Genomic DNA, 25,680 nt, shown 5'->3' with positions numbered 1-25,680 from the left:
GGCGGGACATGGCTGGGCTGCCGGAACGTCTGACCAGGGCCGCGGCCACGAGCCTGCTGGCCGGCGTGGTGGGCGGGGTCGCCCTGATCGCCGGCGAGATGCTCGCGGCGAAGGCACGGAGGTATGCCAAGCCCACCATGGGGCTGGCCTTGCGTACCTCGATGGGCCCGCAGAGCGCGCCGCCGCTGCGCCTGGTGCTGCTCGGTGACTCGGCCGCGGTCGGGGTCGGGGTGGAGTGGCTGTCCGACACGGTCGGCGGCCAGCTCGCGCGGCTGCTGGCCGACGGCTCCCCCGGCAACGGGCAGCGGCACGTGCTGCTCTCCAGCGTCGGCGTGGCCGGGTCCCGGTCCACCGACCTCGCCACCCAGGTGGCCCGGGCGCTGCTCGGCGACCGTCCGGACGTGGCGGTCATCCTCATCGGGTCGTATGACGCGGGTTCCGGCCGGGCCGCGGAGGATTCGGCCGGTCACCTCGGGCAGGCCGTCCGCCGGCTGCGCTCGGCGGGTGTCCAGGTGGTCGTCGGCACCTGCCCCGACCTGGGGGCGGCCCGGTCGATGGCGCCACCGCTGCGGCAGATCGCCGGGCTGATCGGCCGACGGCTGGCGAAAGCGCAGGCCAAGGCGGTGACCGATGCCGGTGGCGTGGTGGTCGACCTGGCCTCCGAGACGGGCGCGGTGTTCCGGGCCGACGCGGGGACGCTCTGCTATGACGGCTTCCACCCGTCCGCCGACGGCTACCGGGTGTGGGCGCACGCCCTCTACCCGGCGGTGGCGAAAGCCGCAATGACCGAAGTGTGAGTTCCCGGCTCACAGCCGCTCCTCGGCTGGTTTTTTCACGGCGTGTGACAAATTCGCGCTTCCGACCATGTTACTGATGAGTAAACTGGGCGCATGCCGGAAGCTGTCATCGTCGCCACTGCCCGCTCCCCGATCGGCCGCGCCCACAAGGGTTCACTGAAGGATCTGCGCCCCGACGACCTCGCCACCACGATCGTCGACGCCGCCCTCAACAAGGTGCCGCAGCTCGACCGCACGCTCATCGAGGACCTGTACCTCGGCTGCGGTCTGCCCGGCGGCGAACAGGGCTTCAACATGGCCCGCGTGATCGCCACCAAGCTGGGGCTGGACGGCCTGCCCGGCGCCACCGTCACGCGGTACTGCTCGTCCTCGCTCCAGACCACCCGGATGGCCTTCCACGCCATCAAGGCCGGCGAAGGTGACATCTTCATCTCGGCGGGTGTCGAGACCGTGTCCCGCTTCGCCCGCGGCAGCTCGGACGGTCTGCCGTCAGCCGCTCAGGAACTCGTCGGCGGGCCGTGGACCAACCCGGCGTTCGCGGACGCCCAGGCCCGTACCATCGCGTCGGCGAAGAACCAGACCACCTGGCACGACCCGCGCGAGGACGGCCTGACGCCGGACATCTACATCGGGATGGGCTACACCGCCGAGAACCTGGCACAGATCAAGAACATCTCCCGCCAGGAGATGGACGAATTCGGCGTACGCAGCCAGAACCTCGCGGAGAAGGCCATCGCCAACGGGTTCTGGGAGCGGGAGATCACCCCCGTGACCCTGCCCGACGGCACCGTGGTGTCGAAGGACGACGGGCCCCGCGCCGGCGTCACCATCGACGCGGTCGCCGGGCTCAAGCCGGTCTTCCGGGAGGACGGCCGGGTCACCGCCGGCAACTGCTGCCCGCTGAACGACGGCGCCGCCGCGGTCGTCATCATGAGCGACACGAAGGCCCGCGAGCTCGGGATCACGCCGCTCGCCCGGATCGTCTCCACCGGCGTGACCGGGCTGTCCCCGGAGATCATGGGCCTCGGCCCGGTCGAGGCCTCGAAGCAGGCGCTCAAGCGGGCCGGCATGAGCATCGGCGACGTGGACCTGGTCGAGATCAACGAGGCGTTCGCCGCCCAGGTGATCCCCTCCTACCAGGATCTGGGCATCCCGATCGAGAAGCTCAACGTGAACGGTGGCGCCATCGCGGTCGGCCACCCGTTCGGCATGACCGGCGCCCGCATCACCGGCACCCTGCTGAACTCGCTCGACTGGCACGACAAGAGCATCGGCCTGGAGACCATGTGCGTCGGTGGTGGGCAGGGCATGGCGCTGATCCTCGAACGCCTCAGCTGACCGCATCACCTCTGCTCGGGCCCGGCACGTCGCACCACGTGCCGGGCCCGCTCCATCCCAGCGTGCCAACCAGCGGTCCGATCCACGCCACAAATCACCACACGCAGTCACGCACGCCGCAGCGTGCCGACCAGCGGTCCGAACCGCGCCACAGATCACCACACACGGTCGCGGGCACCGCAATGTGGTGAGCTTTGGCCGCGGGTTGCTGCGCGCTGGGGGCCGGATTCAGCCCGGCTGACGCGTCTCGGTCCGGTGGCGGGCCTGCGTCGCGTGGTAGCCAGGGGGCTGGGTGGTTCGGCGAGGGACGTTATGCCCGTACCAGAGAATCGCGGACGTCGTTTGTCGCCTGCGTGGCGCGTTTCAGCAGGTCGTCGGTGGGGTTGGCGGCGAGGATGTCGTCGGCCATGACCCGCAGCTGGTCGCGGAGGACCAGGTCGTGGAGGTGCGGGACCGGGCGGGCCGGGCGTTTCTCAGCCTCGGCGCCCAGGTCGGCCAGCTGCTGTACCAGGCCCTGGACCAGCCGCGAACGGGACAAACCGGCCGACGCCGACGCCGACCGCCAGCGCGGCTCGTCCCAGTGGTGGACCTGGGTCAGCAGGCGCTCGACGGCAGCAGCGAAGTCTGGCACCCGGCGACGATACCCGGCACGGGAGAAAAGGCGAATGCCCGCCCTGCGCCGGAGCGCGGGACGGGCATTCGTGTGAGATCGGGGGCAACGCCCGGTCCGCGGGGAGTCGGGCCGGGCGTTGCTCGTGACGACGGACGAACCGTCAGTCGTCGCCTTGGAAGTAGCTCAGCAGGCGCAGGATCTCGATGTAGAGCCAGACGAGGCCGACCAGGATGCCGAACGCCGCCGTCCACGAGTAGCGCGCCGGCAGACCCATCCGCACGCCCTCCTCGATCTCAGCGAAGTTCAGGATGAAGCTCAGCGAGGCGACCACGATGCAGACCAGGCTGAACCCAATGGCCAGCGGGCTGCCGTCACGCAGACCGGTGTTGATGTCGAACATCGCCAGCACGAAGTTGATCAGCATGACGGCGAAGAGACCCGCCATCACGGCGATCATGCCTCGCACGAACTTGGGCGTCGCCCGGATGACGCGGGCCTTGTAGAGCGCCCCCATGATGAAGAAGACGCCGAATGTGGCCGTCGCCGCCTGGAGGACGATGCCGTCGTAGAGCGACTCGAAGTACTTGCTGACCATGCCGACGAACACACCCTCGATGACCGCGTAAGCGATCACGAGAGCCGGGTTGGCCATCCGCATGAACGAGATGACCAAGCCGAGCACCAACCCGGTCAGCGCGGCACCGATCCAGGCCACGCCGAGCAGCGAATCCGGGATGAGTGCCCATGCGGCGACCGCGGAGGCGCCGGTGATGCCCAGAACCGTGACCGTCTTGACGACGACGTCGTCGATGGTCATCGGCTGGACGGCCGGAGGAGCGGAGGGGTAGCCCGTAGCCGTGGGGTAGGGATCGCCGTATGCCGGCTGACCGTAACCCGGCTGCGCGGCCGGCCCGTATGGCCCGTACCCGGCCGCTCGCTCCCGCTCAGCCGCCTGGCCGAGGCGCGAGAGCACCGGGTTAGATGTCTTCACTGTTTCCAGCCTCCCTTGAGGTTGCGGCGCTATGCCTGCGTTCAAGGGTAAGCGGTGAGAGCCATTCGCGCCGCACCCGAAAGCTGTGAGCAGGCTGAAAAAGGCAGGTTTCTGTGCTGCTCAGAGCGTATGCGACGACGATCACGGTCGCGGCGGGCCTGCCGCGACCGCTGGCGATGGTGCCCGGGGCGGGTCTCGAACCCGCACGCCTTTTGGGGCAGCCGCTTTTAAGGCGGCCGTGTCTGCCATTCCACCACCCGGGCGGCCTGCGAACACCGTAGCTGGTGCCGCCCAGGCAGTGGAAACGGCATTGGCCGGATCAGCGGGCGGCGGCGCCGACCTTCTTCTCGGCGGGCAGCTCGACCGGCGGGGTCACCTCGGTGAACTCCTCACGCGGGCTGTGCAGCTGGCCGAGGGCCACGGTCTCCCGCTTGAACAGGAACGCGAGCACCCAGTCGGCCACCACGCGGACCTTGCGGTTGGTCGAGGGGATCCGGCTGACGTGGTAGAAGCGGTGCATCAGCCACGCCGGGTAGCCCTTGACCTTGATGCCGTAGACGTGCGCGACACCCTTGTTGATGCCGAGGCCCGCGACACCGCCGACGTGCTTGTGGCGGTAATCCTTCGGCGCGCCGCCCAGAACCACCTGGGCGATGTTGTCGGCGAGCACCTTGGCCTGGCGGACCGCGTGCTGCGCGCTCGGCGAGCAGTAGCCGCCGGGGTTGGTCAGGTCGGGGACCTGCGCGCAGTCACCGGCGGACCAGGCGCCCTCCCACACCTCATTGGTCTCCAGGTCGGCGACCTGAAGGGTGGGCAGGCAGTTGACGTGCCCCTTGGGGCCGAGCGGCAGGTCGGTGTTGGCGAGCATCGGCGACGGCTTGACACCCGCGGTCCAGACCAGGGTCTCGGCGCGGAACGTGTCGCCGTCGGAGAGCACGATCCGCCCGTCGACGCAGGACTGGAGGAAGGTGCTCAGGCGCAGGTCGACACCACGGCCGGCGAGCTGGCGGGCGGTGTAGGCGCCCATCTCCGGGCCGACCTCGGGGAGGATCCGGTTGCTGGCCTCGACCAGGATGAAGTGGACCTCCTTCGGGTCCAGCTCCGGGTAGTACTTCAGCGCGTCGGCGACCACGTCCTGCATCTCGGCGAGCGCCTCGATGCCGGCGAAGCCACCACCGACGAACACGAAGTTGAGGGAGGCCTTACGCACGTCCTCGTCGGGGGTCGCCGCAGCGACGTCCAGCCGGTCGAGGATGTGGTTACGCAGGTAGATGGCCTCACCGATGGTCTTGAGGCCGATGCCCCGGTCACTGAGACCGGGAATGGGCAGGGTGCGAGAGACCGAGCCGGGCGCCACGATGATGTGGTCGTACTCCATCTCGTAGGCCGGGCCGTCGATCGGCTGGATCGTGACGGTCTTGCGAGCGTGCTCGACCTTCGTCACCTCACCGGAGACGATGCGGCACTTCTTCAGCTCCCGGCGCAGCGGCACCACAGCGTGTCGCGGCGAAATGTTACCGGCCGCTGCCTCAGGCAGGAACGGCTGGTAAGTCATGTGCGGAACAGGGTCAATCACGACGATCTCGGCCCGGTTCCGGTTCAGCTTCTTGGACAGGCGGAGGGCGGCGTAAAGCCCGACGTGACCTGCTCCTACGACGACTATGCGCGGCGGATTCACGCCCCTATTGTCGCGCGCGGGGCCCCTTTCATGCGCCGTTCTGTGACGATCACAACGGCCTAAGTCAAGTGACGAAACACTCAGATTTCACTCGCGGCGGGCCATACGGGTTAGGACCATTGTCACAGTCGTCGCCGCGACAAGTCCGACGAGTGTGGCCAGCTGGAACGGCTCTCCGCCCAGGTCGGCGGTCAGGCCCAGGGCCAGGACGATGACCACCGCGGAGAGCAGCACGACCAGCAGGGCGCGGCCCAGCCAGAGGGCCGGGACGTCGAAATTCACGATCGCGTCGTACGGCAGAACAGCCGCCAGCGCAGTGAGCGTGTGCCCCAGATAGAGCAGTGTCGCCAGTGCCAGCACGCGCCACAGTTCGACCGGGGAGCCGTACCCCGCGGTGTCGATCAGCCAGCCGGCAATCGCGGTGAGCGCGACCGCCGTGCCACCTCGTCCTCGTGGGGCCAGCGCCGGCCAGAAGACCGCGACCAGGGCCGGCAGCATGAACTTCGGATTGGACAGCAGGTCGGCCGGCCAGGCCACACCCACGGTGAGCAGGCCGGTGAGCGCGATGCCGAGACGGACCGTGAACGGCACGACAGTCGCCCGTCCGGCCGCCGAGCGCCAGCGGTCGATCCGGCGGTTCACCCCGTTGAGCATGTCAGCGTCCCCTCGGTGCCGAGGCCAGCCGGGCGACGTCACGCAGCACCAGGTCCAGGCTGCCGGCGCCGGCCCAGGCCACCACCGGCACGCCGTGCTCGCGCAACCGGCCCAGCACGTTCTCCCGTTCCATCCGCCACAGCCGGGTGGCGGCGGGTGTCCACTGGTTGCGCACCGGCGGTTTGGCCCCGGCGGGCAGCGTGTCGACCGCCACCACGTACCGGCCGGACTGGGTGAGCTGGGCGAGCATGTCGGCGGCCCGCGGGTCGACCAGTGGGGTCAGCACCACGACCAGCGCTGACGACGAGACGTGGTGCGCGCTGACCATGTTCTCGTACTGCTCGGTCCCGGCCGGGTCGGGCCGTACGTCGAGCAGCCACTCCAGAACCGTCAGGTACTGCCGGCGGCCGGAGGCGGGGCGCAGCCGGCGGGCGGTCGAGCCGTACTCCAGCAGCGACACCCGGTCGCCCCGGTGCAGATAGTGCTCGGAGATCGCGGCGGCCGCCCGGACCGTGGTGTCCAGCACCGACGAGCCGCCCCGGACGCCGCCGGACAGGCCGATCTCGCCGAGCACGTCGAGCAGGAGCAGCACCTCGGCGTCCCGGTCCGACAGGGTCGAGGCGACATGCAGGTCACGGGTCCGCAGGGAGACGCGCCAGTCGATACGTCGTAGTCGATCGCCGGGCGCGAACTGGCGTACCCCCGCGAGCTCTCCGCCCTCACCCGGCCGCCGGGAGCGATGCGCCCCGACCAGGCCGGCCGCGGCCGGCATCGCCTCCGTCGCGTTGAACGGCTCGGTCACCGGATAGACCCGCACGCCTCGCGCCGGGGTGACCACCGGCCGGCAGGCCAGCAGGCCGCCGCAGGCCGCGGCGCGGGCGGCGGCCGGGCCGACCTCCTGCCGGCCCCAGCGCAGCGCCTCGCCGGGCAGGTCGATCGCGGCCCAGCCGTCGGCGCTCACGGTGATCGCGAACGGCCGGTCGGAGTGTTCCAGTTTCAGCCAGGGCGACGTCCTGGTCCGGACGACGACCAGGTCGTAGTCGATCGAGTCCGGATTGGCGACGGTCAGCCCGGCCTCCACCTCGCCGCCCTCGACCAGGTGGGACTCGTCGGCGCTGATGGTGATCTCGGGGGCGGAGACCGGGGTGCGGCGCAGGTTGATCGCGGCGCCGATCGCGAACGGCGCCGCGAGCAGCACCAGGTCGACCCGGCCCAGTGCCACCCCGAGCAGCAGGAGCAGGCCGGTGAGCAGGATCGTCCGGCCCAGTGCCCGGGTGGGCGCCCAGGCCGGGCCGGACGACGACTCGGCCGTGCCCGCAGCGGGCACGGCCGGCCGGAGGCGCAGCAGGTCAGTCATGCCGGGCGTACGTCGGGAGCGCCCCGCTGGCCGGGGCGGGCACCGCGGTGAGCACCTCCTGGACCACGAAGGACGGATTGACCTGGCGCAGCCACATCTCCGGCCGAAGTGTTATCCGGTGGGCGAGGGCTGGGATCGCGACGTCCTTCACGTCCTCCGGCACCACGTAGTCACGGCCGGCCATCGCGGCACGGGCCCGGGCCAGCAGCAGCAGGGCGAGCGAGCCACGGGGCGAGGAGCCGACCAGCACCGCGCCGTGCTCGCGGGTGGCCGAGGCGAGGGCCACGATGTAGCGGCCGATCGAGTCCTCGACCGCGACCGACTCCAGCGCGGCCTGCATCATCTGGAGGGTACGGGCGTCGACCACCGGCGCCAGGGTGGCCTCCTCCTGCCGGCGGGCCATCCGGCGCTGGAGCACCGACCACTCCTCCTCGGCGGTCGGGTAGCCGAACGACACCCGCAGCAGGAACCGGTCGAGCTGCGCCTCGGGCAGCGGGTACGTCCCCTCGTACTCGATCGGATTGGCCGTCGCGATCACGTGGAACGGCGGGTCCAGCCGGTAGGTGACGCCCTCGACCGAGACCTGCTTCTCCTGCATCGCCTCGAGCAGGGCGGACTGGGTCTTCGGCGGCGTCCGGTTGATCTCGTCGGCCAGCAGCATGTTGGTGAAGACCGGGCCGGCCCGGAACGCGAAGTCACCCTTGCGCTGGTCGTAGAGGAACGAGCCGGTGACGTCAGCCGGCAGCAGGTCCGGAGTGAACTGGAGACGGCGGAAGTCGAGCCCGAGGGCCTGCGCGAAGGACCGGGCGGTAAGCGTCTTACCGAGACCGGGCATGTCCTCCAGCAGCACGTGGCCGCCGGCCAGGATCCCGGCCAGCACCAGCTCCAGTGAGTCCCGCTTGCCCACCACAACCGAGCCGACCGAGTCGAGGACCGCCCCGGCCAGCCGCCCGACCTCGTACGGGGGAAGAGCCTGCGTCACCGGCGCACCTTTCTCACAGTCGTTCCATGGCGTCTAGGTAAGTCTCGACGTCGCGGGCCTTGAGCGCCCGCCGGCCCGGCTCGGACAGCGCCGACCACAGGTCGTCACCGAGGAGTTCCCTGGCCCGGCGCGGGTCACCGGCCCGGGTGAAGCCGTGCCGCAGGCGCAATCGTTCGTCGGCCAGTTCCGCGAGCACCGGCAGAACGTTACGCGCATACAGTTCCGGGTCCGAGTGGGCCCGGTCCAGGTTCTGCTCCCAGCGGCGGACCGCGGCCCGGAGCGCGTCACCTGACGGCTGCGGGCCGGCGCCGATCCGGGAGCGCAGCCGGGGCGCCGGCGGCGGGGCGACCCGGGTGGCCGCGTAGATCACCATGCGCAGGCCGATCAGCAGGCTGACCAGGAGCAACAGCGAGATGCTGGTGTCCAGCGCGCGCAGCCCGGCGGTGATCACGACGGCGGCCAGGCCGATCACCACCCCGTTGCCGATCAGGGTGACCGCGATCGAGCGTCGCTTGGCGACGGTCTCGGTCTCCTCAGCGGTACGCGGGGTGTCCGCGACGCCGAAGAGATCGTCCAGCCCTCCGTCGCTCATGCGGCCACCACTGCCTCGGCCCGGCCCGGCCGTGCTCCTGTCATGCCGGCGCTCCGCTCCGGGCGGCGCCCAGGTCGGCGCGTAGCCGTTCCAGGGCGGACCGCGCCTGCTGTCGCATCTGGTCGTCGACGGTGTGTGTGGCATACCGCGCCTCGCGGTACACCTCCAGCAGCGCGGCGAGCACCCCGGCGTCGACCCGCTGCTCGGCAAGCAACCGTCCGACGTAGTCGGTGGGGCTGTCCCCCGGATGCCGCGGGGTGCCAGCCGCGGCGGCGGCGTCCTCCAGCCGCACCCAGCAGGCGATCACCGCCCGGCGCGGGTCGCGGTCGGTGTCGGACAGCTCCTCCAGGCCGGCGTCGAGGGCGGCGACCAGGTCGTCGGCGGTCTGGCGGGCCCGGCGGGGCTGGTGCTTGCCGGTGCGGGCCGGGCGGCGGCGCAGGTGGTCGCGGACCAGCGCCCAGGTGAGGCCGACCACCATCAGCACCGCCCCGAGGATCAGCACGACGAGCGTCGCGGTGCCCACCCACTCGGGCAGGATCCGGGCTGGCTCCGGAATGCTCTCCTGGAAGCTCGGCTGCACGGACGGCCGGGGCGGCAGCAGCGGCGGCCGGGTCGGCGCCGCATCGGGCTCCAACTGGTCGAGCTGCGGGGCGGATCTGGTGGCGGCGAGCGAGGTCACGAAGAGCAGTCCGAGGACAGCAGCGAGTGGCCACCATCGGCGCAGTGCGGCGAAGTCCATAACGGGCTCAGATCCGTGGCTCGGGGATTGTCGGCGCTCGCATCATGCCAGGCCCGCCAGATCCTTCGCACGGCCGAACACGTCGTCGAGCATGGCGGGGGTGAGCCGGCCGGTGAAAGTGTTCTGCTGGCTGACGTGGAAACTGCCCAGCAGAACCGGCGCGCCGGGCACGCTGACCAGGGCGCCGTGCCCGAATTTCGGGCGTGGCACGGGCGGCCGCACACCATAGGCGGCGATCATCGCCGGCCACCACGCGGCCCATGCGAAGGCACCGAGCGCGACCACCACCCGCAGGGTCGGCCGGATCAGCTCCAGCTCGCGCCGGACCCACGGCGCGCACGTGTCGCGCTCCTCGGGCAGCGGTTTGTTGTCCGGCGGGGCGCAGCGGACCGTGGCGAAGATCCGGGTGTGCCGCAGCTCCAGGCCGTCGTCGGCGGCGACGCTGGTCGGCTGGTTGGCGAGGCCGGCCCGGTGCAGCGCGGCGAAGAGCACCTCACCGGAGCGGTCGCCGGTGAAGATCCGGCCGGTGCGGTTGCCGCCGTGGGCGGCGGGCGCCAGGCCGAGGATCGCGATCTCCGCGGCGGCCGGGCCGAACCCGGGGACCGGCCGTCCCCAATACCGCTGGTCACGGAACGACGCCCGTTTCGTCACCGCGACGTCGGTGCGCCAGGCGACCAGGCGGGGGCAGGCGAAACAATCCGCGACATGGGCGTCGAGCGCGGTCAGCGAGGCCGCTCCGGCCGCCTGGGCGACGACCGATTCGGGGGTACGCGCGGAGGCGCCGGACGGAAGCACGCGTCCAGCACAGCATCCCCGCGCTCGACGGAACGCAACCGGGTCGGCCGCGGGCACCCCATCGGATGCCCGTGACCGACCCGGAACGGAGCTCGTTGTGCAGGTCAGTTGACCTTCAGGCAGAGCAGGTAGCCGGCGCCCTCCTGGGAGGCGATGACGGCACCCTCCTCGCCCTCCTTGAGGCCGTTGTTGATGATGTCGTCGCAGGCGGGGCTGTTCTCGTCCTTGATGCCCTCGACCCGACCGAGCACGGTGTACTTCGCGTCGGTCGACGAGCAGTCGACGATCTCGGCGTCGACCTGGGTGGTGGTCTCCTTGACCTCCTGCGAGACGCCGATGCAGCTACCGGCCTTGGCGTCCTTGGTCGGGTCCTCGGTGACGGCGTCGCGGATCCCGATCTTGATGAACAGGAAGATCACGCCGACGATGATGGCGCCCACGATGCCGAGGATCTTGCGGCCGAGCTTGCTCTTCTGCTTGACCTCGGTGCCCGGGAAGGGCGGCGGCGGGAAGCCGGGGTCTCCCGCGTTCGGCGGCGGGAAGCCCGGCGCCCCCGCGTTCGGCGGCGGGAACTGGCCACCGGCGTTGGGAGGCGGGTAACCCTGGGGTCCCGCGTTCGGCGGCGGGAACTGGCCACCGGATGAGGGCGGCACGACCGGGTCTGTCATCGGGCTTTCCTTTCAAGGGGTACGGCCGGCATCGGCCGGCACGCGAGGATAGCGACAGCCGTCGCTCGCGCGCGATCCCCTTTGCAGCCTGATTCAACTCCGTGGCCGAGCCGCAACCATCGACGGTGTCACCTGCTGGGACTCGGTGACGGCGGGCTGGCCGACGGGCCTGTGGATGGAGCTGTGGACAACGATGGCTCGCCCGCCCGGAACGGCGCCTGACCCGGACAATACGGATATCCCGGGTTCCTAATCGGGACCGGATTGCCCTCCTCGTCATAACAGGACGGCTCGCCCAGCTGGATCGGCTGACCATCCTGGTCGTAAAGCTGCACACCCACCATCAACCGGCCCTCGGCGTCGTAGACGAAGACGTCACGGACGTTGCTCACCGGGTCGGGCCGCTCGTCGATGTAGCCGACGTTGTAGTAATAGTCACGCTGCGCCGCCGAGTCGACCTCGAAGAACCCGATCACCGCGAAGATCACCAGGAAACCGGTGCCCAGCCGCTGCAGGCGCCGCGACCAGGACCCGGCCGGCTGCTCCCGCCGCCCCAGCCAGATCGAGCCCAGCAGGCCGAGGCCGAGCAACAGGATCGCGGCCAGGTCGTCACCGCCGACCCGGGGCAGCAGACCCAGCGGGGTGCCGTGGTCGTGCAGCATGAACGCGACCGCCATGGCGGCCAGATAGCCCCGCAGCACCCACCAGGCGGGCCGCAGCAGCGCCAGGAACTCGCTGGCCCGGGGGTAGCCGAGCACCGGGCCGACCCGCTCGTCGAACCCGCGCAACCAACGATCGATCCGGGCCCGATGGCGGGCGGCGGTCTCGGCGATCCGGGACCGCTCCCCCTCCGGCGGCGCGGTGGCGGTGAACCCGGCGCTCGCGCTCAGCTCGGCCGCGTAGGCGGCGGGTGGGCCGAGCCGCTCATACAACGAGCCGCCGCCCTCGGCCAGCACCTCGGCCAGGTGCTCCGGCAGATCTTCGAGCAACTCGTCGCGGGTCGCGGCCGGCAGCCCGGCAAGCGCCTCCCGGACGCCCTCGACGTAGACGGCGATCTCGTCCTGTGCCGTGAGGTTCACGCCTTCCCCCGCTCGCGAAGCAGATCTTCCATGATCGACGCGAAGCCGTGCCACACCTTGCCGGAGCTGAGCAGCTCGGCGCGACCGGCCTCGTTGAGTGCGTAATACTTCCGGTGCGGGCCCTCGTCGCTGGGCACCACATAGCTGTTGAGCAGGCCGTTGTTGAAGAGGCGGCGCAACGTGCCGTAGACCGAGGCGTCGCCGACCTCCTCCAGGCCGGCCGCGCGCAGACGGCGCAGGATGTCGTAGCCGTAGCCGTCCTCGTCGCGCAGCACCGCCAGGACGGCCAGGTCGAGCACCCCTTTGAGCAGTTGCGTCGCATCCACGCGGAGCACACTACTGCGCAATCCGAAGTACCGTCAACAGCGCACTACCAGGGCGGGTGGCGCAGGAAGTCAGAGAGCCAGGCCGAAGGCGATGCCGTCGAGGATGTCGTGCTCCGAGGCGATCACGAAGTCGTGGCCGGAGCGCTCCTGGATCACCTTCATGATCAGGGCGCCGCCGCCGATCACGTCGGCCCGGCCGGGGTGCATCACCGGCAGGGCCAGCCGCTCGTCGACCGTCATGGCCAGGAGTTCGTCGGTCACCCGGGCGACTGCCGAGGCTTCGATCCGGCTGTGGTGGATGCGCGTGGAGTCGTACACCTCGAGGTCGTGAGCCAGCGCGGCAACCGTGGTGACCGTCCCGGCCAGGCCGACCAACGTCCTCGCCGAACTGCCGGACACGGCCGCCAAGGCCGTGTCGACGGCCGCCACGATGTCCGCCTCCGCCGCCGCCAGCTCGGCCGCCGTCGGCGGATCGCTGTGCAGGTGCCGCTCGGTCATCCGGACACAGCCGATGTCCATCGAGATCGATTTCTCCACGCCCCAGGTGCCGGTGACGAACTCGGTCGAGCCGCCGCCCAGGTCGTAGACGAGATAGGGACCCTCGGCGTCCAGGCCGTTCACGGCGCCCAGGAAGGACAGCTCGGCCTCCTGCTCGCCGGTGATCACCTCGGGGTCGATGCCGAGCACACCACGGACCATGTCCCGGAAGTCCTGCGCGTTGGAGGCGTCCCGGCTGGCCGAGGTGGCACACATCCGGACCCGGGTGACACCCAGCTCGGCGATCTCCGCGGCATAGACCAGCAGGGCCTGCCGGGTGCGCTCGATCGCGGCCGGGGCGAGCATCCCGGTACGGTCCACGCCCTCCCCCAGCCGCACGATCTCCATCCGCCGGGAGACGTCGGCCAGCTTGTCCCCGGCCACGTCGGCGATCAGCAGGCGGATGGCGTTGGTGCCGCAGTCGATGGCGGCCACTCGCGTGCTCACAGGTGTAGAAGCATTCTCGTGTTCCCCAGCGTGTTCGGCTTGACCCGTTCCAGGTCGAGGAATTCGGCGACACCCTCGTCGTACGACCGCAGCAACTGCTCGTAGACCCCGTGCGGCACGGCCGCCCCGTCGATCTCGGTGAACCCGAACGACCCGAAGAACCGGGTCTCGAACGTGAGACAGAACACCCGCCGCACCCCGAGCTCACGGGCCTGGTCGAGGAGCGCCGACACGATCCGGTGGCCGATCTTCTGCCCGCGCAGGGTGGGGTCGACCGCGACCGTGCGGATCTCGGCGAGGTCCTCCCACATCACGTGCAGCGCGCCGCAACCGGCCACCCGGCCGTCCGCCGCCTCCGCCACCCAGAACTCCTGGACCTGCTCGTACAGCGTGACCGTGGCCTTGCTGAGCAGCCGGCGATCGGTCGTGTACGTGTCCACCAGGGACCGGATCGCCCGGACGTCCCCGGTCCGCGCCCGCCTGACGTTCACTCGCCGTCCGTCAGTCGCACGCAGGGGCCCCCGGCCCAGTACGGCTCGATCGCGTCGCGCACCTCGTCACCGAACGGGTTGACGCCCCGCCCGGCCGCGAGCGCGTGCCCGAGGTGCACGTGCAGGCACTTCACCCGGTCCGGCATGCCACCGGCCGAGACGTTCTTGATCTCCGGCACGTCCTCGATCGCGGTACGCCGGTCCAGATAGTCCTCGTGCGCGGCCACATACTTCTTGGCCAGCTCGGGATCGGTGCTGAGCCGCTCCTGCATGTCGCGCATGACACCGGCCGACTCCAGCCGGCTGCACGCCGCGGTCGCATGCGGGCAGGTCAGGTAATACATGGTGGGGAACGGCGTGCCGTCGTCCAGACGCGGTGAGGTCTCCACCACATCGGGGTTGCCGCACGGGCAGCGGTGCGCGATCGCCCGGGTGCCGCGGGGGCGGCGGCCGAGCTGGGCCGCCACGATGTCGAGGTCGGCGGGTGTGGGTTCGTCCATCAGTCCTGGGGTTTCGCGTGGGCGGGCTCGGCGTTTGCCGCTTGAACACTGCTCCACAGCGTGTCGTACCACCTGTCGGGGGCGGCCGCCGGGGTCTGCTCCGCGGCGGCGGCCTCGTCACCCTCGTTCGGCACGACCAGCAGCGGCGTCTCACCTGGACGCACATAGGAGAACCGCTCCAGAGCCTGAATTCGCAGGTACTCCGGGTCCTTCCACTTCGCCAACTGCTTCTCGGACGCGGCGATCTGGGCCTTTTTCGCGGCCACCGCCGCCTCCATCTCGGCGATCTGCGACTCCTGCTCCAGGTACACCCGAAGGGGGTACGTGTAGGCGAGAGCGAGAACGACGACGAGCGCGATGAGGACGGTGGCCCGGCCGGTCAGCGCGCGCGGGCGGGGGGCGTCGGTGCGCTGAGCGGCTGCGCCGCCGGAGGATCCCCCAGGAGTACGCCGAGCCGACGGCACCCGGATCGGTCCGGTGTTCCTGGTGCGGGACGGGGCGGGCCGGCCACCGGCGCCGGTGCGGCGACGGGTCGGCCCCTGGCCACTCGGCGTGCGGCGTTCCGCCATCTCCGCGCCTCCCGTCAGCCTTGAGTCATGGCACCCGTCCCCGGAAACCTAAACCTCCGGGGACGGCTGTCACAAACTCGATGATCCTCGCCGGACGGTCAGCCGACGCGGTAACGCGGGAACGCGCCCGCACCGGCGTACCGGGCGGCGCTCTCCAGCTGCTCCTCGATGCGCAGGAGCTGGTTGTACTTCGCGACCCGGTCGGACCGGGCCGGGGCGCCGGTCTTGATCTGGCCGGAGCCGACCGCGACGGCCAGGTCGGCGATGGTGACGTCCTCGGTCTCACCGGACCGGTGGCTCATCATCGTCTTGAAGCCGGCCCGGTGGGCCAGGTCCACGGCGTCCAGCGTCTCGGTGAGCGAGCCGATCTGGTTCACCTTGACCAGCAGGGCGTTGGCGGCCTTCTCGGCGATGCCACGGGCCAGGCGCTGCGGGTTGGTGACGAACAGGTCGTCGCCGACGATCTGGACCTTGTCGCCCAGCTGCGCGGTCAGCGCGCTCCAGCCGGCCCAGTCCTCCTCGTCCAGCGGGTCCTCGATGGAGACGATCGGGAAGTCGGCGGCCAGCTTCGCGTAGTACGCGATCATCTCGTCGGTCGACTTCGGGGTGCCCTCGAAGACGTACGCCCCGTCCTTGTGGAACTCGGTCGCCGCGACGTCCATGGCCAGGACGATGTCACTGCCCAGGGTGTAGCCGGCGGCCTGCACGGCCTCGGCGATCAGCTCCAGGGCCGCGACGTTCGCCGACAGGTTCGGCGCGAAGCCGCCCTCGTCGCCGAGGCCGGTGGACAGGCCCTTCTTCTTCAGCACCGACTTGAGCGCGTGGTAGACCTCGGCGCCGCTGCGGACAGCCTCGCGGAAGGTCGGCGCGCCGATCGGGGCGATCATGAACTCCTGCACGTCGACGTTCGAGTCGGCGTGGGAACCACCGTTCAGGATGTTCATCATCGGCACCGGCAGCAGCGACGCGTTCGGGCCACCGAGGTAGCGGAACAGCGGCAGCTCGGCCGAGACGGCGGCGGCCTTCGCCACGGCGAGGGAGACGCCGAGGATCGCGTTGGCACCGAGCGAGGACTTGGTGTCCGTGCCGTCGATGTCGATCATCTTCTGGTCGATCAGGCGCTGGTCGGAGGCCTCGTAACCGACGAGCTCCTCGACGATGTGCTCCTCGATGTTGGCGACCGCCTTCTCGACACCCTTGCCGAGGTAGCGGCCCTTGTCACCGTCGCGGAGCTCGAGCGCCTCGAAGGCGCCGGTGGAGGCGCCGGACGGCACCGCCGCGCGGCCGACCGAGCCGTCGTCCAGGCCGACCTCGACCTCAACGGTCGGGTTGCCCCGGGAATCGAGGATCTCGCGGGCGACGATTGCTTCAATGGTGGCCATTGGTCGTGTCGCTCCCTAACGTTTGTACGAATACAGTTTCGGTCCGCGACCCTGCGGGCCGACCACACCGCAGAGCGTATCGAGTCCGGCCATGACGTGTTCGCGCGGCCGGTGAACTCCCCGGCCGGATCACCTCAAACCTGCGGCGTACCTGCCGAAGCGATGAGCACTATGACCAGTAGCCTGTTTCCGCCAGACGGGTCGCGTGTCGAGTTGGACATCGGGGCCGAGATCCTCACGGAAGTCCGCGTGGTCCGGGTCACCGAGACCACCGTGACCCTGTCCCTGCCGCTCGCCGACGCCGGGATGAGACCCGGCACCGTCGTGCTGGTGCGCTGGCCGGCCGGGCCCCGCGGCCGGTATACCCAGCAGGGGACGGTCCGCAAGGCCGACGAGAACCGGATCGACCTCACGATGCTCGGCGAGCCGGAGATCGAGCAGCTGCGCAACTTCGTGCGCGGCGGCGGGGGCGAGAGCATCCTGCTGGTCCGGGCCGACGAGCCACAGCGCGTCGGGCGGGTGCACGACCTCAGCGAACGCTCGGTGCGGGCCTACTTCGGCGACGTCGACCTGCGGCCCGGCGAGGAGATGCTGCTCCGGCTCCAGCTCGGCGAGGAGGTCGTGCAGTTCCCGGCCACCGCGTACCGGGTGGCCCAGATCCGCCAGCAGGTCCCGGTCCGCGGGCCCCTGGTCACCGAGATGGTCGCGATCTTCGAGCAGGACGAGCGACAGGCAAAGATCATCCGGCGGTACGTGATGCGCCTCCAGTTGCAGGCCCGACGCGAGGCGGCAGCGGCCGCGGCCCTCGCCGAGGAGGCGCTGGCGGAGGCCGCCGCTCTGGCCGCTCGATAAATCCGGAAATTCGAATTGAAATGCGGCCGGAGGGTCCCGTGAATGGAGGACCTCCGGCCGGTTAATTGTCGTGCCATAGGCCCTCGAATCATCGACGCCGATCGCCGGATACTCGATTGCGCGGGGTTGCGCGGGTACGTCAGGGTGGTCTCCGTGCCCGCCACCCCGCGCCGCATACAAGCCGGCCACCACCGGCTCCCCGGCCGTCCCCCACCAGCCGTCCACCCCGCCGAGGCCACACTCCAGGCCGCCACCCCGACCGGCCCACCCCTGCATCGCCCCACCCTTCCGGCCGGGCGCACCACCACCCCGACCGGCCCATCCCCGCATCGCCCGGCCCCGCGTCGCCCGGCCTTCCTCGCTGACAGCGCCGCCCTTCATCCGCGCCACCCATTTCCGTATGACCGATTTATCGGATTTGCCGGACGTGGACGGATGGGCGTGATCCGAATTGCCGCCCTCCTCATCACGACCCTGGCCGCAACAACCGCCTGCACCGGTCTAGACCAGGCGAACGCGGCCGGCATCGCCGATGAGGCGCTGGTGTCCGAGGCCGCTGACCGGGTCGCCGCCGCCGATGCGCTGACCTGGACGACCACCTACCGCCTGGCCAACGGGGCGACCGCCCGGGTGGTGCGCTCGCAGACACCGTCCCGGATCGCCTACAGCTGGCCGTCCGGAACCCTGATCAGCACCCCGGACGCCGTCACCCGCTGCGACGGCACCGGCGAGAAGGCGGTCTGCACCGCCACCTCACCGGGCGCCGACGACACGATCCCGGCCTCGACCGGCTTGATCACCCCGGCCGAGATCCTCGACATGCTGGAGATCGCCGCGATCGACCCGGGCGTGGAGGTGGTCCCTCGGGAGACCACGATCGCCGGGCGATACGCGTCGTGCCTGAAGTTCGGCGGCAGTTACGAGGTTTGTGTCACGGTCGAGGGGACCGTCGCCGCCTTCACCGGAACAGTCGACGGCACCCCGGTCGAGATGTTGCTCACCGATTACCGCTCCGGCATCGAGGAGTCCGACTTCGCCCTCCCACCGAACGCCCAGGTGAACGACCGCCGCCCCACCTGATCCGCGTGGTGACCTACGGCGCGAATCACCCCACAGATAGCCGCTGGCGCGAGATCGGCGCGTGTCCGGTTGCCGGGTGCCGCGCGGTGCGGCGTGGCCCGGCGGTCAGACGCCCAGAAGGGTCCGCAGGTGGCGGGGCGGCGGGGAGCCGTGGGCCAGCATCGCGTCGTGCCAGGCTTTCGGGGTGGCCCCGAAAGGCCGGGCCGCCGCGATGGCCGCCACCTCGGTATAGCCGACGAAGTAGGTCGACAGCTGGGTGGACGTGAGCAGGGCACGCCGCCACTTGCCGGCCGCCTCGCCCTCCTCCTGGAAACCTCGCCCGGTCATCAGGGCCATCGCCTCGGACTCGGGCAGATCCGCACAGTGGGTGAGCTGGTCGATGATCGCGTTGAGGCTCATCCGGAGCTGCATCTTCAGCTGCTGCACCCGGACCGGCAGGCCGCCGAACCCGAGGCCGGCCATCAGCTCCTCGGCGTAGACCGCCCAGCCCTCGACGAACGGGCCGGACCAGCCGAGCGAACGCACCCGGGTGGCGGCCCGGAACCGCCGGGAGTGGGCGATCTGCAGGAAGTGGCCGGGCATCGCCTCGTGGACGGTGAGGTTGCGCAGCATCTCGTCGTTGTACTCACGGTAGAAGCTGGCGATCCGCTCGGCCGGCCAGTCGGCGGGGGCCGGCGCGATGCAGTAGAAGGTGGGCACGTCGGCGGTCTCGAGCGGGCCGGGCGGATCACAATAGGCGACCGCGACGCCCCTGGCGAACTCCGGCATCTCCTCGATCACGCACGGATCGCCGACCAGCGAGAGGATGTCGTGCCGCTGGACGAACTCGGTGGCCTCGACCATCGTGACCTGGGCCAGGCCGACGATGGTGGTGTCGTCGGGGTGTTTCTCGGCGATGGCGCCGAGGGCACGGCGGACCGTCTCGTCGGTGGCCGGGCCGCCGGTCAGCTCGGCCGCGGCGGCGCGCAGCTCCTCGCTGACCCGGTCGAGGTTGGCCTGGGCGCGGGAGAGGATCTCGGCGGCGGGCAGCTCGGTGTCGAGGGTGTGCCAGAGCCGCGCCTCCCACAGGCGGCGGCCGAGGCGCGGGTCACGGCCCGGGTCGTCGCCCTCCAGCCGGGCCCGCAACCAGCCGTCGAACTCGGCGAACGCCGCCTGTGCCGCGGCGGCGGCCGGCTCCACCTCGGCGCGCAGGCCCGGCGCCTGGGACAACAGGCGGGGCACCTCGTCGCGGATCAGCCGGGCGGTGCCGGCGAACTGGCCGATCGCGGTCTCGACGTGGATGCGGGGCACGTCGCTGAGCACGGCACGGGCGGTGGCCAGCGCGTCCGGAATCGCGCCGAGCCGACCGGACAGACTGGTCAGGCGCTCGTCGAGGGGCGCGAACGGGCGGGCGATCAGCCCGTGCAGCAGTGGGCCGGGGTTGTGCTCCAGTGGGTTCCACTCGTGCTCGCGGATCTCGGTCAGCTCGAACAGCTCACGCTCCACCCGGGCGGTCAGGATCGCGTGGTCGACCTGATCCTCCGGGTCGAGACCGTCGGGGTCGACGCCGCTGAGCGCGTCACCGGCGTCGCGCAGCATGGCGACACGAGCGGACACACCGGCGGCGGAGTGATCGGGCAGGCGGTCGTCGAAGCGGTGGTCACCGGCGTAGGAGGCGGTGGCGGGGTCGCTCTCCAGGAGGGCGTCGACGATCCGCTCGGCAAGCGGTACGAACTCCGGCATGCCGTGAAACCTACTCGTAAGGACTGACATTTTCCCGGAGCACGCACCCGGCCGGTGATCTAACCTTCCGCCGCTCGCACCGCGTCGGCGTACAACAGGGTCGCGGCTCGAAGTGCGGCTTCGGCGTCCAGACCGGCGGCCCGGGCCTCGGCGACCACCCGTAGCAGCAGGCTGCCGAGGTCGTCGTCGGCCGGCAGCGAGACGGACAGTCCGGCCCGCTCGACCCGGTGCAGGATCTTCGCGGCCAGGGCGAGGGCGGGCTGGCTGAGCGCGATCCCGTCGAGGACCGAGTCGCGGGCCTTCTCCTCCCGCTTGATCCGCTCCCAGTTGGCGGTGATCTCCTCGATGTCGGCGACCTGCTCGCCGGCGAACACGTGCGGGTTGCGGCGGATCATCTTCTCCACCAGGCCACCTGCCACGTCGTCGATGGTCCACCGGTCGCCGCCCTCGTGTTCCTCGGCGAGGCGGGCGTGCAGCACCACCTGGAGGAGCACGTCGCCGAGTTCCTCACGCAGGGCGGCGAGGTCTCCGGAGTCGATCGCGTCGTACGCCTCGTAGCTCTCCTCGAGCAGGTAGGTGGCGAGCGAGGCGTGGCTCTGTTCGCGTTTCCACGGGTCGCCGCCGGGTGACACGAGCCGGTCCATCACGGTGACGGCGTCGAGGAGCCGGGCGCCCGGTGGGTCCCAGGAGCCGTACATCAGCTCGAGCTCGGCCAGGCCGGGCTCGCGGGCCAGACGCAGGCCGAGCTGCCGGGCGAAGGCCTGGTCGCCCTCGGGTCCGGCGAGCCAGACCGCGGCCGGCTGCCCGGCGACGGCGTCCAGCAGTCCCTGTGCGTCGGTGTCGAGCACGGTGACCGGCACGCCGGTGACCCGCAGGGCGTCGGCCTGGGCGCTGTCGGCGGCGGCGTACACCGGATAGGCCCGGACGGCGTCCCACGCCTCGGCGGTCAGCAACCCGGCCGGCAGCCGTGGCGAGGTGACGAGCAGAACGATCCGGGTGCTCAAGACTTGTCGTCCACCGGGACCGCCCACTGGTCGTCGAAGTCGGCGGTGAGCAGGTCCAGCGGGCCGGCTTCGGCCTCGATGCCGAGCACGGTCAGGTCGAACGCGTACCGCGGATTGATTTTGACGTGCAGTTCGTCGGCGGTCGCCTTGACCTCGTCGCGGAGTTTCGCCGCGGCCGCGACGGCCTGGAGGTTCTGCTCGCCCTGGCTGGACTTCCAGGCGGCGTAGTCCTGACCGGGCTGGACACCGCCGTTCGCGGAGAGCTGGTCGAAGACGAAGCGCATGTCCTCGTCGGACGGCGTGGCGGAGGGGGCGACCAGCGCCTGGGTGAGCAGGCCACGCAGGTAGTAGTTGTCGATGTAGAGCTTCGCGAAGGTGGAGTCGGCGGGCAGCTTGCGCTGGGCGGCGAACTCCGCGTACGGCACGTCGGCGGGCAGCTGCACCGAGTGCTTGGTGGCGAGGCGGCCGTAGATCTCCTGCCCGACCATCGCCTTGAGGACGTCGGTCCGGGTGAACGGCACCTGGGCCCGGTCCGCGGTGATGGTCGGCGCCGGGGTGACCGTCTCGCCGGCGGCCTTGCGCTTGGCCTCGGTGTCCCGCTGCGCCGCCTCGGCCGCCGACGCCTCGGCTTTCGCCTGCGCGGTCAGGGCGTCGTAGGTCTCGTTCCAGACCTTGTCGACGTCCTTGTCGGAGATGTCACCGGCGCTGCCCATATAGGCGGCCACGGATGACTCCGAGCGGCAGCCGGACACCCCGGCCAGGGCGAGGGACGCGACGACAAGAGCGGAGGCGAGTCGGCGGGCAGGCAGCATGGTCAACACTCTCTCACGCGCTCTGTGATTTACGTCGCCCGGCCCGCGCCGGTTTTCACCGGCTCGCCGAGGACGTCCTTGAGCAGTTGCCCGCACCACTGAAGCAGGTCCTGGTCGCGCAGTAGCTCGCCGCCGATCCGCCGGGTGCTGGGCCGGGGCACGCTGACCTGGTCGGTGCCGGTCTTGTAGACCGAGTCCGGGTGGTAACGCTTGAGTCGCAGCTGCTTGGAGTCGGGCAGCGCGAGCGGCGAGAACCGGATGTGCTTGCCCTGCATCGACACGTCGGTGAGGCCGTAGGTGCGGGCCAGCTGCCGAAACCGGGCGACCGCGATCAGGTTGACGACCGGGGCGGGCGGTTCGCCGTACCTGTCCTTCATCTCGCCGACCACCTCGTCGAGGCGGGCGTCGTCGCGGGCCTCGGCGAGTTTGCGGTACATCTCCAGGCGCAGGCGCTCGACCGAGATGTACTCGGTGGGCAGGTGCGCGTCGATCGGCAGGTCGATCTTGACCTCGGGCTCCTCCTCCTGGCGCTCACCCTTGAACTGGGCCACCGCCTCGCCGACCATCCGCACGTAGAGGTCGAAGCCGACGCCCTCGATGTGGCCGGACTGCTCGCCGCCGAGCAGGTTGCCGGCGCCGCGGATCTCCAGGTCCTTCATCGCCACGTACATGCCGGCGCCGAGCTCGGTGTGCTGCGCGATGGTGGCCAGCCGCTCGTGGGCGTGCTCGGTGAGCGGCTTCTCCCGGGGGTAGAGGAAGTACGCGTACGCCCGCTCGCGTCCCCGGCCGACCCGGCCGCGGATCTGGTGCAGCTGGGCGAGACCGAGCAGGTCGGCGCGCTCCAGGATGAGGGTGTTGGCGTTCGGGATGTCGATGCCCGACTCGACGATCGTGGTACAGACCAGGACGTCGAACTCCTTCTCCCAGAAGCCGACCATCACCTTCTCGAGCTGTTCCTCGCTCATCTGGCCGTGCGCCACCGCGACCCGGGCCTCGGGCACCAGCTCACGCAGCTTGCGGGCGGCCCGGTCGATCGACTCGACCCGGTTGTGCAGGTAGAAGACCTGGCCGTCGCGCAGCAGCTCGCGGTGGATGGCCGCGGCGACCTGCTTCTCGTCGTACGCCCCGACGTAGGTGAGGACCGGGTGCCGTTCCTCCGGTGGGGTGGCGATGGTCGACATCTCCCGGATGCCGGTGATCGCCATCTCCAGGGTCCGCGGGATCGGGGTGGCCGACATGGTCAGCACGTCGACCGACGCGCGCAGGGCCTTGAGCTGCTCCTTGTGCTCGACGCCGAAACGCTGCTCCTCGTCGACGATGATCAGGCCGAGGTTCTTGAACCGGGTCGACTTGGCGAGCAGGCGGTGGGTGCCGATGATGATGTCGACCGTGCCGTTGGCGGCGCCCTCCAGGGTGAGGGTGGTCTCCTTCGGCGTCTGGAACCGGGACAGCTGCTTGATCTGCACCGGGAACTGGCTCATCCGCTCGGTGAACGTGTTGAAGTGCTGCTGGGCGAGCAGAGTGGTGGGCACGAGCACGGCCACCTGCTTGCCGTCCTGCACGGCTTTGAACGCCGCCCGTACCGCGATCTCGGTCTTGCCGTAACCGACGTCGCCGCAGATCAGCCGGTCCATCGGGACCTGCAGCTCCATGTCGTGTTTGACCTCGATGATGGCGGCCATCTGGTCCGGCGTCTCGGTGTAGGGGAACGCGTCCTCCAGCTCCCGCTGCCACGGGGTGTCCGGCCCGAAGGCGTGCCCCGAGGAGGCCTGACGGGCCGCGTACAGCTGGATGAGCTGGGCGGCGATCTCCTTGACCGCCTTCTTGGCGCGGGCCTTGCTCTTCTGCCAGTCGGCGCCGCCCATCTTGTGCAGGGCCGGTGACTCGCCGCCGACGTAGCGGGAGAGCTGGTCGAGCTGGTCGGTGGGGACGAAGAGCCGGTCGCCGGGCTGGCCCCGCTTGGACGCGGCGTACTCGATGACCAGGTACTCCCGCTCGGCGCCGTTGACCACGCGCTGCACCAGCTCGATGTAACGGCCGATGCCGTGCTGCTCGTGCACCACGAAGTCGCCGGTCTTGAGTTCGAGCGGGTCGATCGTGTTGCGCCGCCGGGCCGGGAGCTTGCGCATGTCCTTCGTGGACGCGCCGCGGCCGCCGGAGATGTCGTTGCCGGTGATCACCGCGAGCCGGGACGCCTCGTCGACGAAACCGTGGTTGAGCCCGCCGCAGGTGACGAGCAGCCGCCCGTCCTCGATGGCGGACGGGATCGAGTCGACGGTGGTGACGCCGAGACCGGCGTCGCGGAGCAGCTCGGCGGCCCGCTGCGCGGTCCCCTTGCCCTCGAAGACCAGCGCGATCGCCCAGCCCTGACCGGCCCATCCGGCGAGGTCGCCGGCGAGGCGCGCGGTGTCACCGTGGTAGAGCGGGACGGGCTGTGCGGCCAGCGCGATCGCGTCACCGAGGTCCGGCGACACCTCGACGCTCGACGCGTCCTCCCAGGGGAGCGCCTCGGCGGGGGTGTCGGCCAGCCCGAAGGGTGAGATCGACCACCACGGCTGGTGCAGGACCGCGGCGTGCGCCCGGACGTCGGCCAGAGTGCGGAAGGCCACGGCGCCGACGTCGATCGGCGCCTGGCCGCCGACGGCGGCCGCGGCCCAGGAGGCTTCCAGAAATTCATCTGAGGTACGGGTGAGGTCGTGCGCCCGGGTCCGGATCCGCTCCGGGTCGCAGAGCAGCACGTGGGTGCCGGCCGGCATGCAGTCGATCAGCAGTTCCATGCTGTCGGTGCCGCTGAGCAGGGCCGGGGCCAGTGACTCCATCCCTTCGACCGGGATGCCCTCGGCGAGTTTGTCGAGGATCTCGGCGAGCTCGGGATGCTCGGCGGCGAGGGCAGCGGCCTTGGCCCGGACCGGTGGGGTGAGCAGCAGCTCCCGGCAGGGTGGCGCCCACAGGCGCGGCACCTGGTCGATGGTCCGCTGGTCGGCGACCGCGAAGGTGCGGATCTCCTCGACCTCGTCGCCCCAGAACTCGACCCGGGACGGGTGCTCGTCGGTGGGCGGGAACACGTCGAGGATGCCGCCGCGGACCGCGAACTCGCCGCGCTTGGTGACCAGGTCGACCCGTGCGTACGCCATGTCGGAGAGCCGCCGCGCGACCTCCTCCAGCTCGACCTCACCGCCGGTGACCAGCTCCACCGGCTCCAGGTCGCCGAGGCCCTTGAGCTGTGGTTGCAGCAGCGACCGGACCGGCGCGACGATCACCCGCAACGGCGTCCCGCCGGGGTGGGCGAGCCGGCGCAGCACGGCGAGCCGGCGGCCGACCGTGTCGGACCGGGGTGACAGGCGCTCGTGCGGCAGCGTCTCCCACGAGGGGTAGACGGCGACCAGATCGGGGTCGATCAGGCAGCCCAGCGCGTCGGCCAGGTCGTCGGCCTCGCGTGAGGTGGCGGTGACCGCCAGCACCGGCCGCTGGGCGCCGCCGATGTCGGCCGGGCCGGCGACGGTGGCGACGACGAACGGGCGCAACGAGACCGGCGCGGTCAGGTCGAGCGAGTCCGAGTCGACGAAGCCTTTGGCCGCCAGATCACGGGCGCGGGCGAGACCGCGGTCGCGCAGGGCGGCGGGAACCAGACCGGACAGTTGCATGACGAGTGACCCCCCGAGGGCACGACGAACA

General features: G+C 70.8%; 25 protein-coding genes and 1 tRNA gene. 4 read left to right on the top strand and 22 right to left on the bottom strand.

Going from position 1 to position 25,680, the window contains the following annotated elements; all coding sequences use genetic code 11:
- Nucleotides 1-8: 8 nt before the first annotated feature.
- A complete protein-coding gene (locus tag AB0E94_RS22980) occupies nt 9-797 on the top strand; it encodes an SGNH/GDSL hydrolase family protein (protein ID WP_360329224.1) in 789 nt (262 codons plus the stop codon).
- A gap of 93 nt (nt 798-890) precedes the next feature.
- Complete coding sequence (locus AB0E94_RS22975; RefSeq protein WP_360329223.1) at nt 891-2,135, top strand: acetyl-CoA C-acetyltransferase; 1,245 nt, start codon at nt 891-893, stop codon at nt 2,133-2,135.
- 310 nt (nt 2,136-2,445) lie between these two features.
- Here AB0E94_RS22975 and AB0E94_RS22970 read toward each other — a convergent pair whose 3' ends face one another.
- From AB0E94_RS22970 to eno, 18 genes are all read right to left on the bottom strand, one after another.
- A complete protein-coding gene (locus AB0E94_RS22970) occupies nt 2,446-2,766 on the bottom strand; it encodes a hypothetical protein (protein ID WP_360329221.1) in 321 nt (106 codons plus the stop codon).
- Nucleotides 2,767-2,908: 142 nt separating this feature from the next.
- The gene (locus AB0E94_RS22965; RefSeq protein ID WP_360329219.1) at nt 2,909-3,739 is read right to left on the bottom strand and encodes a Bax inhibitor-1/YccA family protein; all 831 of its coding nucleotides are present in this window, start codon (nt 3,737-3,739) and stop codon (nt 2,909-2,911) included.
- Between the two features lie 177 nt (nt 3,740-3,916).
- Nucleotides 3,917-4,002: transfer RNA gene (locus tag AB0E94_RS22960), tRNA-Leu, on the bottom strand.
- 56 nt (nt 4,003-4,058) lie between these two features.
- Nucleotides 4,059-5,417, bottom strand: a complete 1,359-nt coding sequence (locus tag AB0E94_RS22955) for an NAD(P)/FAD-dependent oxidoreductase (protein WP_360329217.1) — start codon at nt 5,415-5,417, stop codon at nt 4,059-4,061.
- A gap of 87 nt (nt 5,418-5,504) precedes the next feature.
- Complete coding sequence (locus AB0E94_RS22950) at nt 5,505-6,071, bottom strand: hypothetical protein (protein ID WP_360329215.1); 567 nt, start codon at nt 6,069-6,071, stop codon at nt 5,505-5,507.
- 1 nt (nt 6,072) lies between these two features.
- Nucleotides 6,073-7,428 (bottom strand): DUF58 domain-containing protein, encoded by a 1,356-nt coding sequence (locus AB0E94_RS22945; RefSeq protein WP_360329214.1) that lies wholly within the window; start codon nt 7,426-7,428, stop codon nt 6,073-6,075.
- Entirely contained in the window at nt 7,421-8,410 is a 990-nt protein-coding gene (locus AB0E94_RS22940; RefSeq protein WP_360329213.1) for a MoxR family ATPase, read from the bottom strand. The genes AB0E94_RS22945 and AB0E94_RS22940 overlap by 8 nt, the downstream gene beginning before the upstream one ends.
- A 13-nt stretch (nt 8,411-8,423) precedes the next feature.
- Nucleotides 8,424-9,002, bottom strand: a complete 579-nt coding sequence (locus AB0E94_RS22935) for a hypothetical protein (RefSeq protein ID WP_360329211.1) — start codon at nt 9,000-9,002, stop codon at nt 8,424-8,426.
- 40 nt (nt 9,003-9,042) lie between these two features.
- The gene (locus AB0E94_RS22930) at nt 9,043-9,741 is read right to left on the bottom strand and encodes a DUF4129 domain-containing protein (protein WP_360329209.1); all 699 of its coding nucleotides are present in this window, start codon (nt 9,739-9,741) and stop codon (nt 9,043-9,045) included.
- Between the two features lie 42 nt (nt 9,742-9,783).
- Nucleotides 9,784-10,536: a uracil-DNA glycosylase gene (locus AB0E94_RS22925; RefSeq protein WP_360329207.1), complete on the bottom strand. Its 753-nt coding sequence runs from the start codon at nt 10,534-10,536 to the stop codon at nt 9,784-9,786.
- 104 nt (nt 10,537-10,640) lie between these two features.
- The gene (locus AB0E94_RS22920; RefSeq protein WP_360329205.1) at nt 10,641-11,204 is read right to left on the bottom strand and encodes a DUF3824 domain-containing protein; all 564 of its coding nucleotides are present in this window, start codon (nt 11,202-11,204) and stop codon (nt 10,641-10,643) included.
- A gap of 128 nt (nt 11,205-11,332) precedes the next feature.
- Entirely contained in the window at nt 11,333-12,283 is a 951-nt protein-coding gene (locus AB0E94_RS22915; RefSeq protein ID WP_360329203.1) for a hypothetical protein, read from the bottom strand.
- Nucleotides 12,280-12,609: a PadR family transcriptional regulator gene (locus AB0E94_RS22910; protein WP_360329201.1), complete on the bottom strand. Its 330-nt coding sequence runs from the start codon at nt 12,607-12,609 to the stop codon at nt 12,280-12,282. Before AB0E94_RS22910 ends, AB0E94_RS22915 begins: the two co-directional genes overlap by 4 nt.
- Nucleotides 12,610-12,678: 69 nt before the next feature.
- Complete coding sequence (locus tag AB0E94_RS22905; RefSeq protein ID WP_360329391.1) at nt 12,679-13,581, bottom strand: Ppx/GppA phosphatase family protein; 903 nt, start codon at nt 13,579-13,581, stop codon at nt 12,679-12,681.
- 8 nt (nt 13,582-13,589) lie between these two features.
- Nucleotides 13,590-14,108, bottom strand: coding sequence for an amino-acid N-acetyltransferase (locus tag AB0E94_RS22900; RefSeq protein WP_317788537.1), 519 nt, complete (start codon nt 14,106-14,108; stop codon nt 13,590-13,592).
- A complete protein-coding gene (locus AB0E94_RS22895) occupies nt 14,081-14,584 on the bottom strand; it encodes a DUF501 domain-containing protein (RefSeq protein WP_360329199.1) in 504 nt (167 codons plus the stop codon). The genes AB0E94_RS22900 and AB0E94_RS22895 overlap by 28 nt, the downstream gene beginning before the upstream one ends.
- Complete coding sequence (locus AB0E94_RS22890; RefSeq protein ID WP_360329197.1) at nt 14,584-15,153, bottom strand: septum formation initiator family protein; 570 nt, start codon at nt 15,151-15,153, stop codon at nt 14,584-14,586. Before AB0E94_RS22890 ends, AB0E94_RS22895 begins: the two co-directional genes overlap by 1 nt.
- A gap of 98 nt (nt 15,154-15,251) precedes the next feature.
- Entirely contained in the window at nt 15,252-16,535 is a 1,284-nt protein-coding gene (gene eno, locus AB0E94_RS22885; protein ID WP_360329196.1) for a phosphopyruvate hydratase, read from the bottom strand.
- 171 nt (nt 16,536-16,706) lie between these two features.
- Here eno and AB0E94_RS22880 point away from each other — a divergent pair, with 171 nt between their 5' ends.
- Complete coding sequence (locus tag AB0E94_RS22880) at nt 16,707-17,387, top strand: hypothetical protein (protein WP_360329194.1); 681 nt, start codon at nt 16,707-16,709, stop codon at nt 17,385-17,387.
- Between the two features lie 435 nt (nt 17,388-17,822).
- On the top strand, nt 17,823-18,467 hold the full coding sequence (locus tag AB0E94_RS22875; RefSeq protein ID WP_360329192.1) for a hypothetical protein: 645 nt from the start codon (nt 17,823-17,825) through the stop codon (nt 18,465-18,467).
- A 105-nt stretch (nt 18,468-18,572) separates the two neighbouring features.
- Here the strand turns inward: AB0E94_RS22875 and AB0E94_RS22870 are convergent, their stop codons facing one another.
- From AB0E94_RS22870 to mfd, 4 genes are read right to left on the bottom strand one after another with little or no spacing between them, the layout of a single operon-like run.
- Entirely contained in the window at nt 18,573-20,189 is a 1,617-nt protein-coding gene (locus AB0E94_RS22870; RefSeq protein WP_360329190.1) for a DUF885 domain-containing protein, read from the bottom strand.
- Nucleotides 20,190-20,248: 59 nt separating this feature from the next.
- Nucleotides 20,249-21,193, bottom strand: a complete 945-nt coding sequence (locus AB0E94_RS22865) for a nucleoside triphosphate pyrophosphohydrolase (protein ID WP_360329188.1) — start codon at nt 21,191-21,193, stop codon at nt 20,249-20,251.
- On the bottom strand, nt 21,190-22,005 hold the full coding sequence (locus tag AB0E94_RS22860; protein ID WP_360329186.1) for a hypothetical protein: 816 nt from the start codon (nt 22,003-22,005) through the stop codon (nt 21,190-21,192). The genes AB0E94_RS22865 and AB0E94_RS22860 overlap by 4 nt, the downstream gene beginning before the upstream one ends.
- Before the next feature lie 29 nt (nt 22,006-22,034).
- On the bottom strand, nt 22,035-25,649 hold the full coding sequence (gene mfd, locus AB0E94_RS22855; protein WP_360329184.1) for a transcription-repair coupling factor: 3,615 nt from the start codon (nt 25,647-25,649) through the stop codon (nt 22,035-22,037).
- Nucleotides 25,650-25,680 lie beyond the last annotated feature (31 nt).

It is taken from the genome of Actinoplanes sp. NPDC026670 (assembly GCF_040638175.1).
Taxonomy (GTDB): domain Bacteria; phylum Actinomycetota; class Actinomycetes; order Mycobacteriales; family Micromonosporaceae; genus Actinoplanes.
The sequence above is the reverse complement of the archived record's forward strand: the minus strand, read 5'-3'. Positions and strand labels throughout refer to the sequence as shown.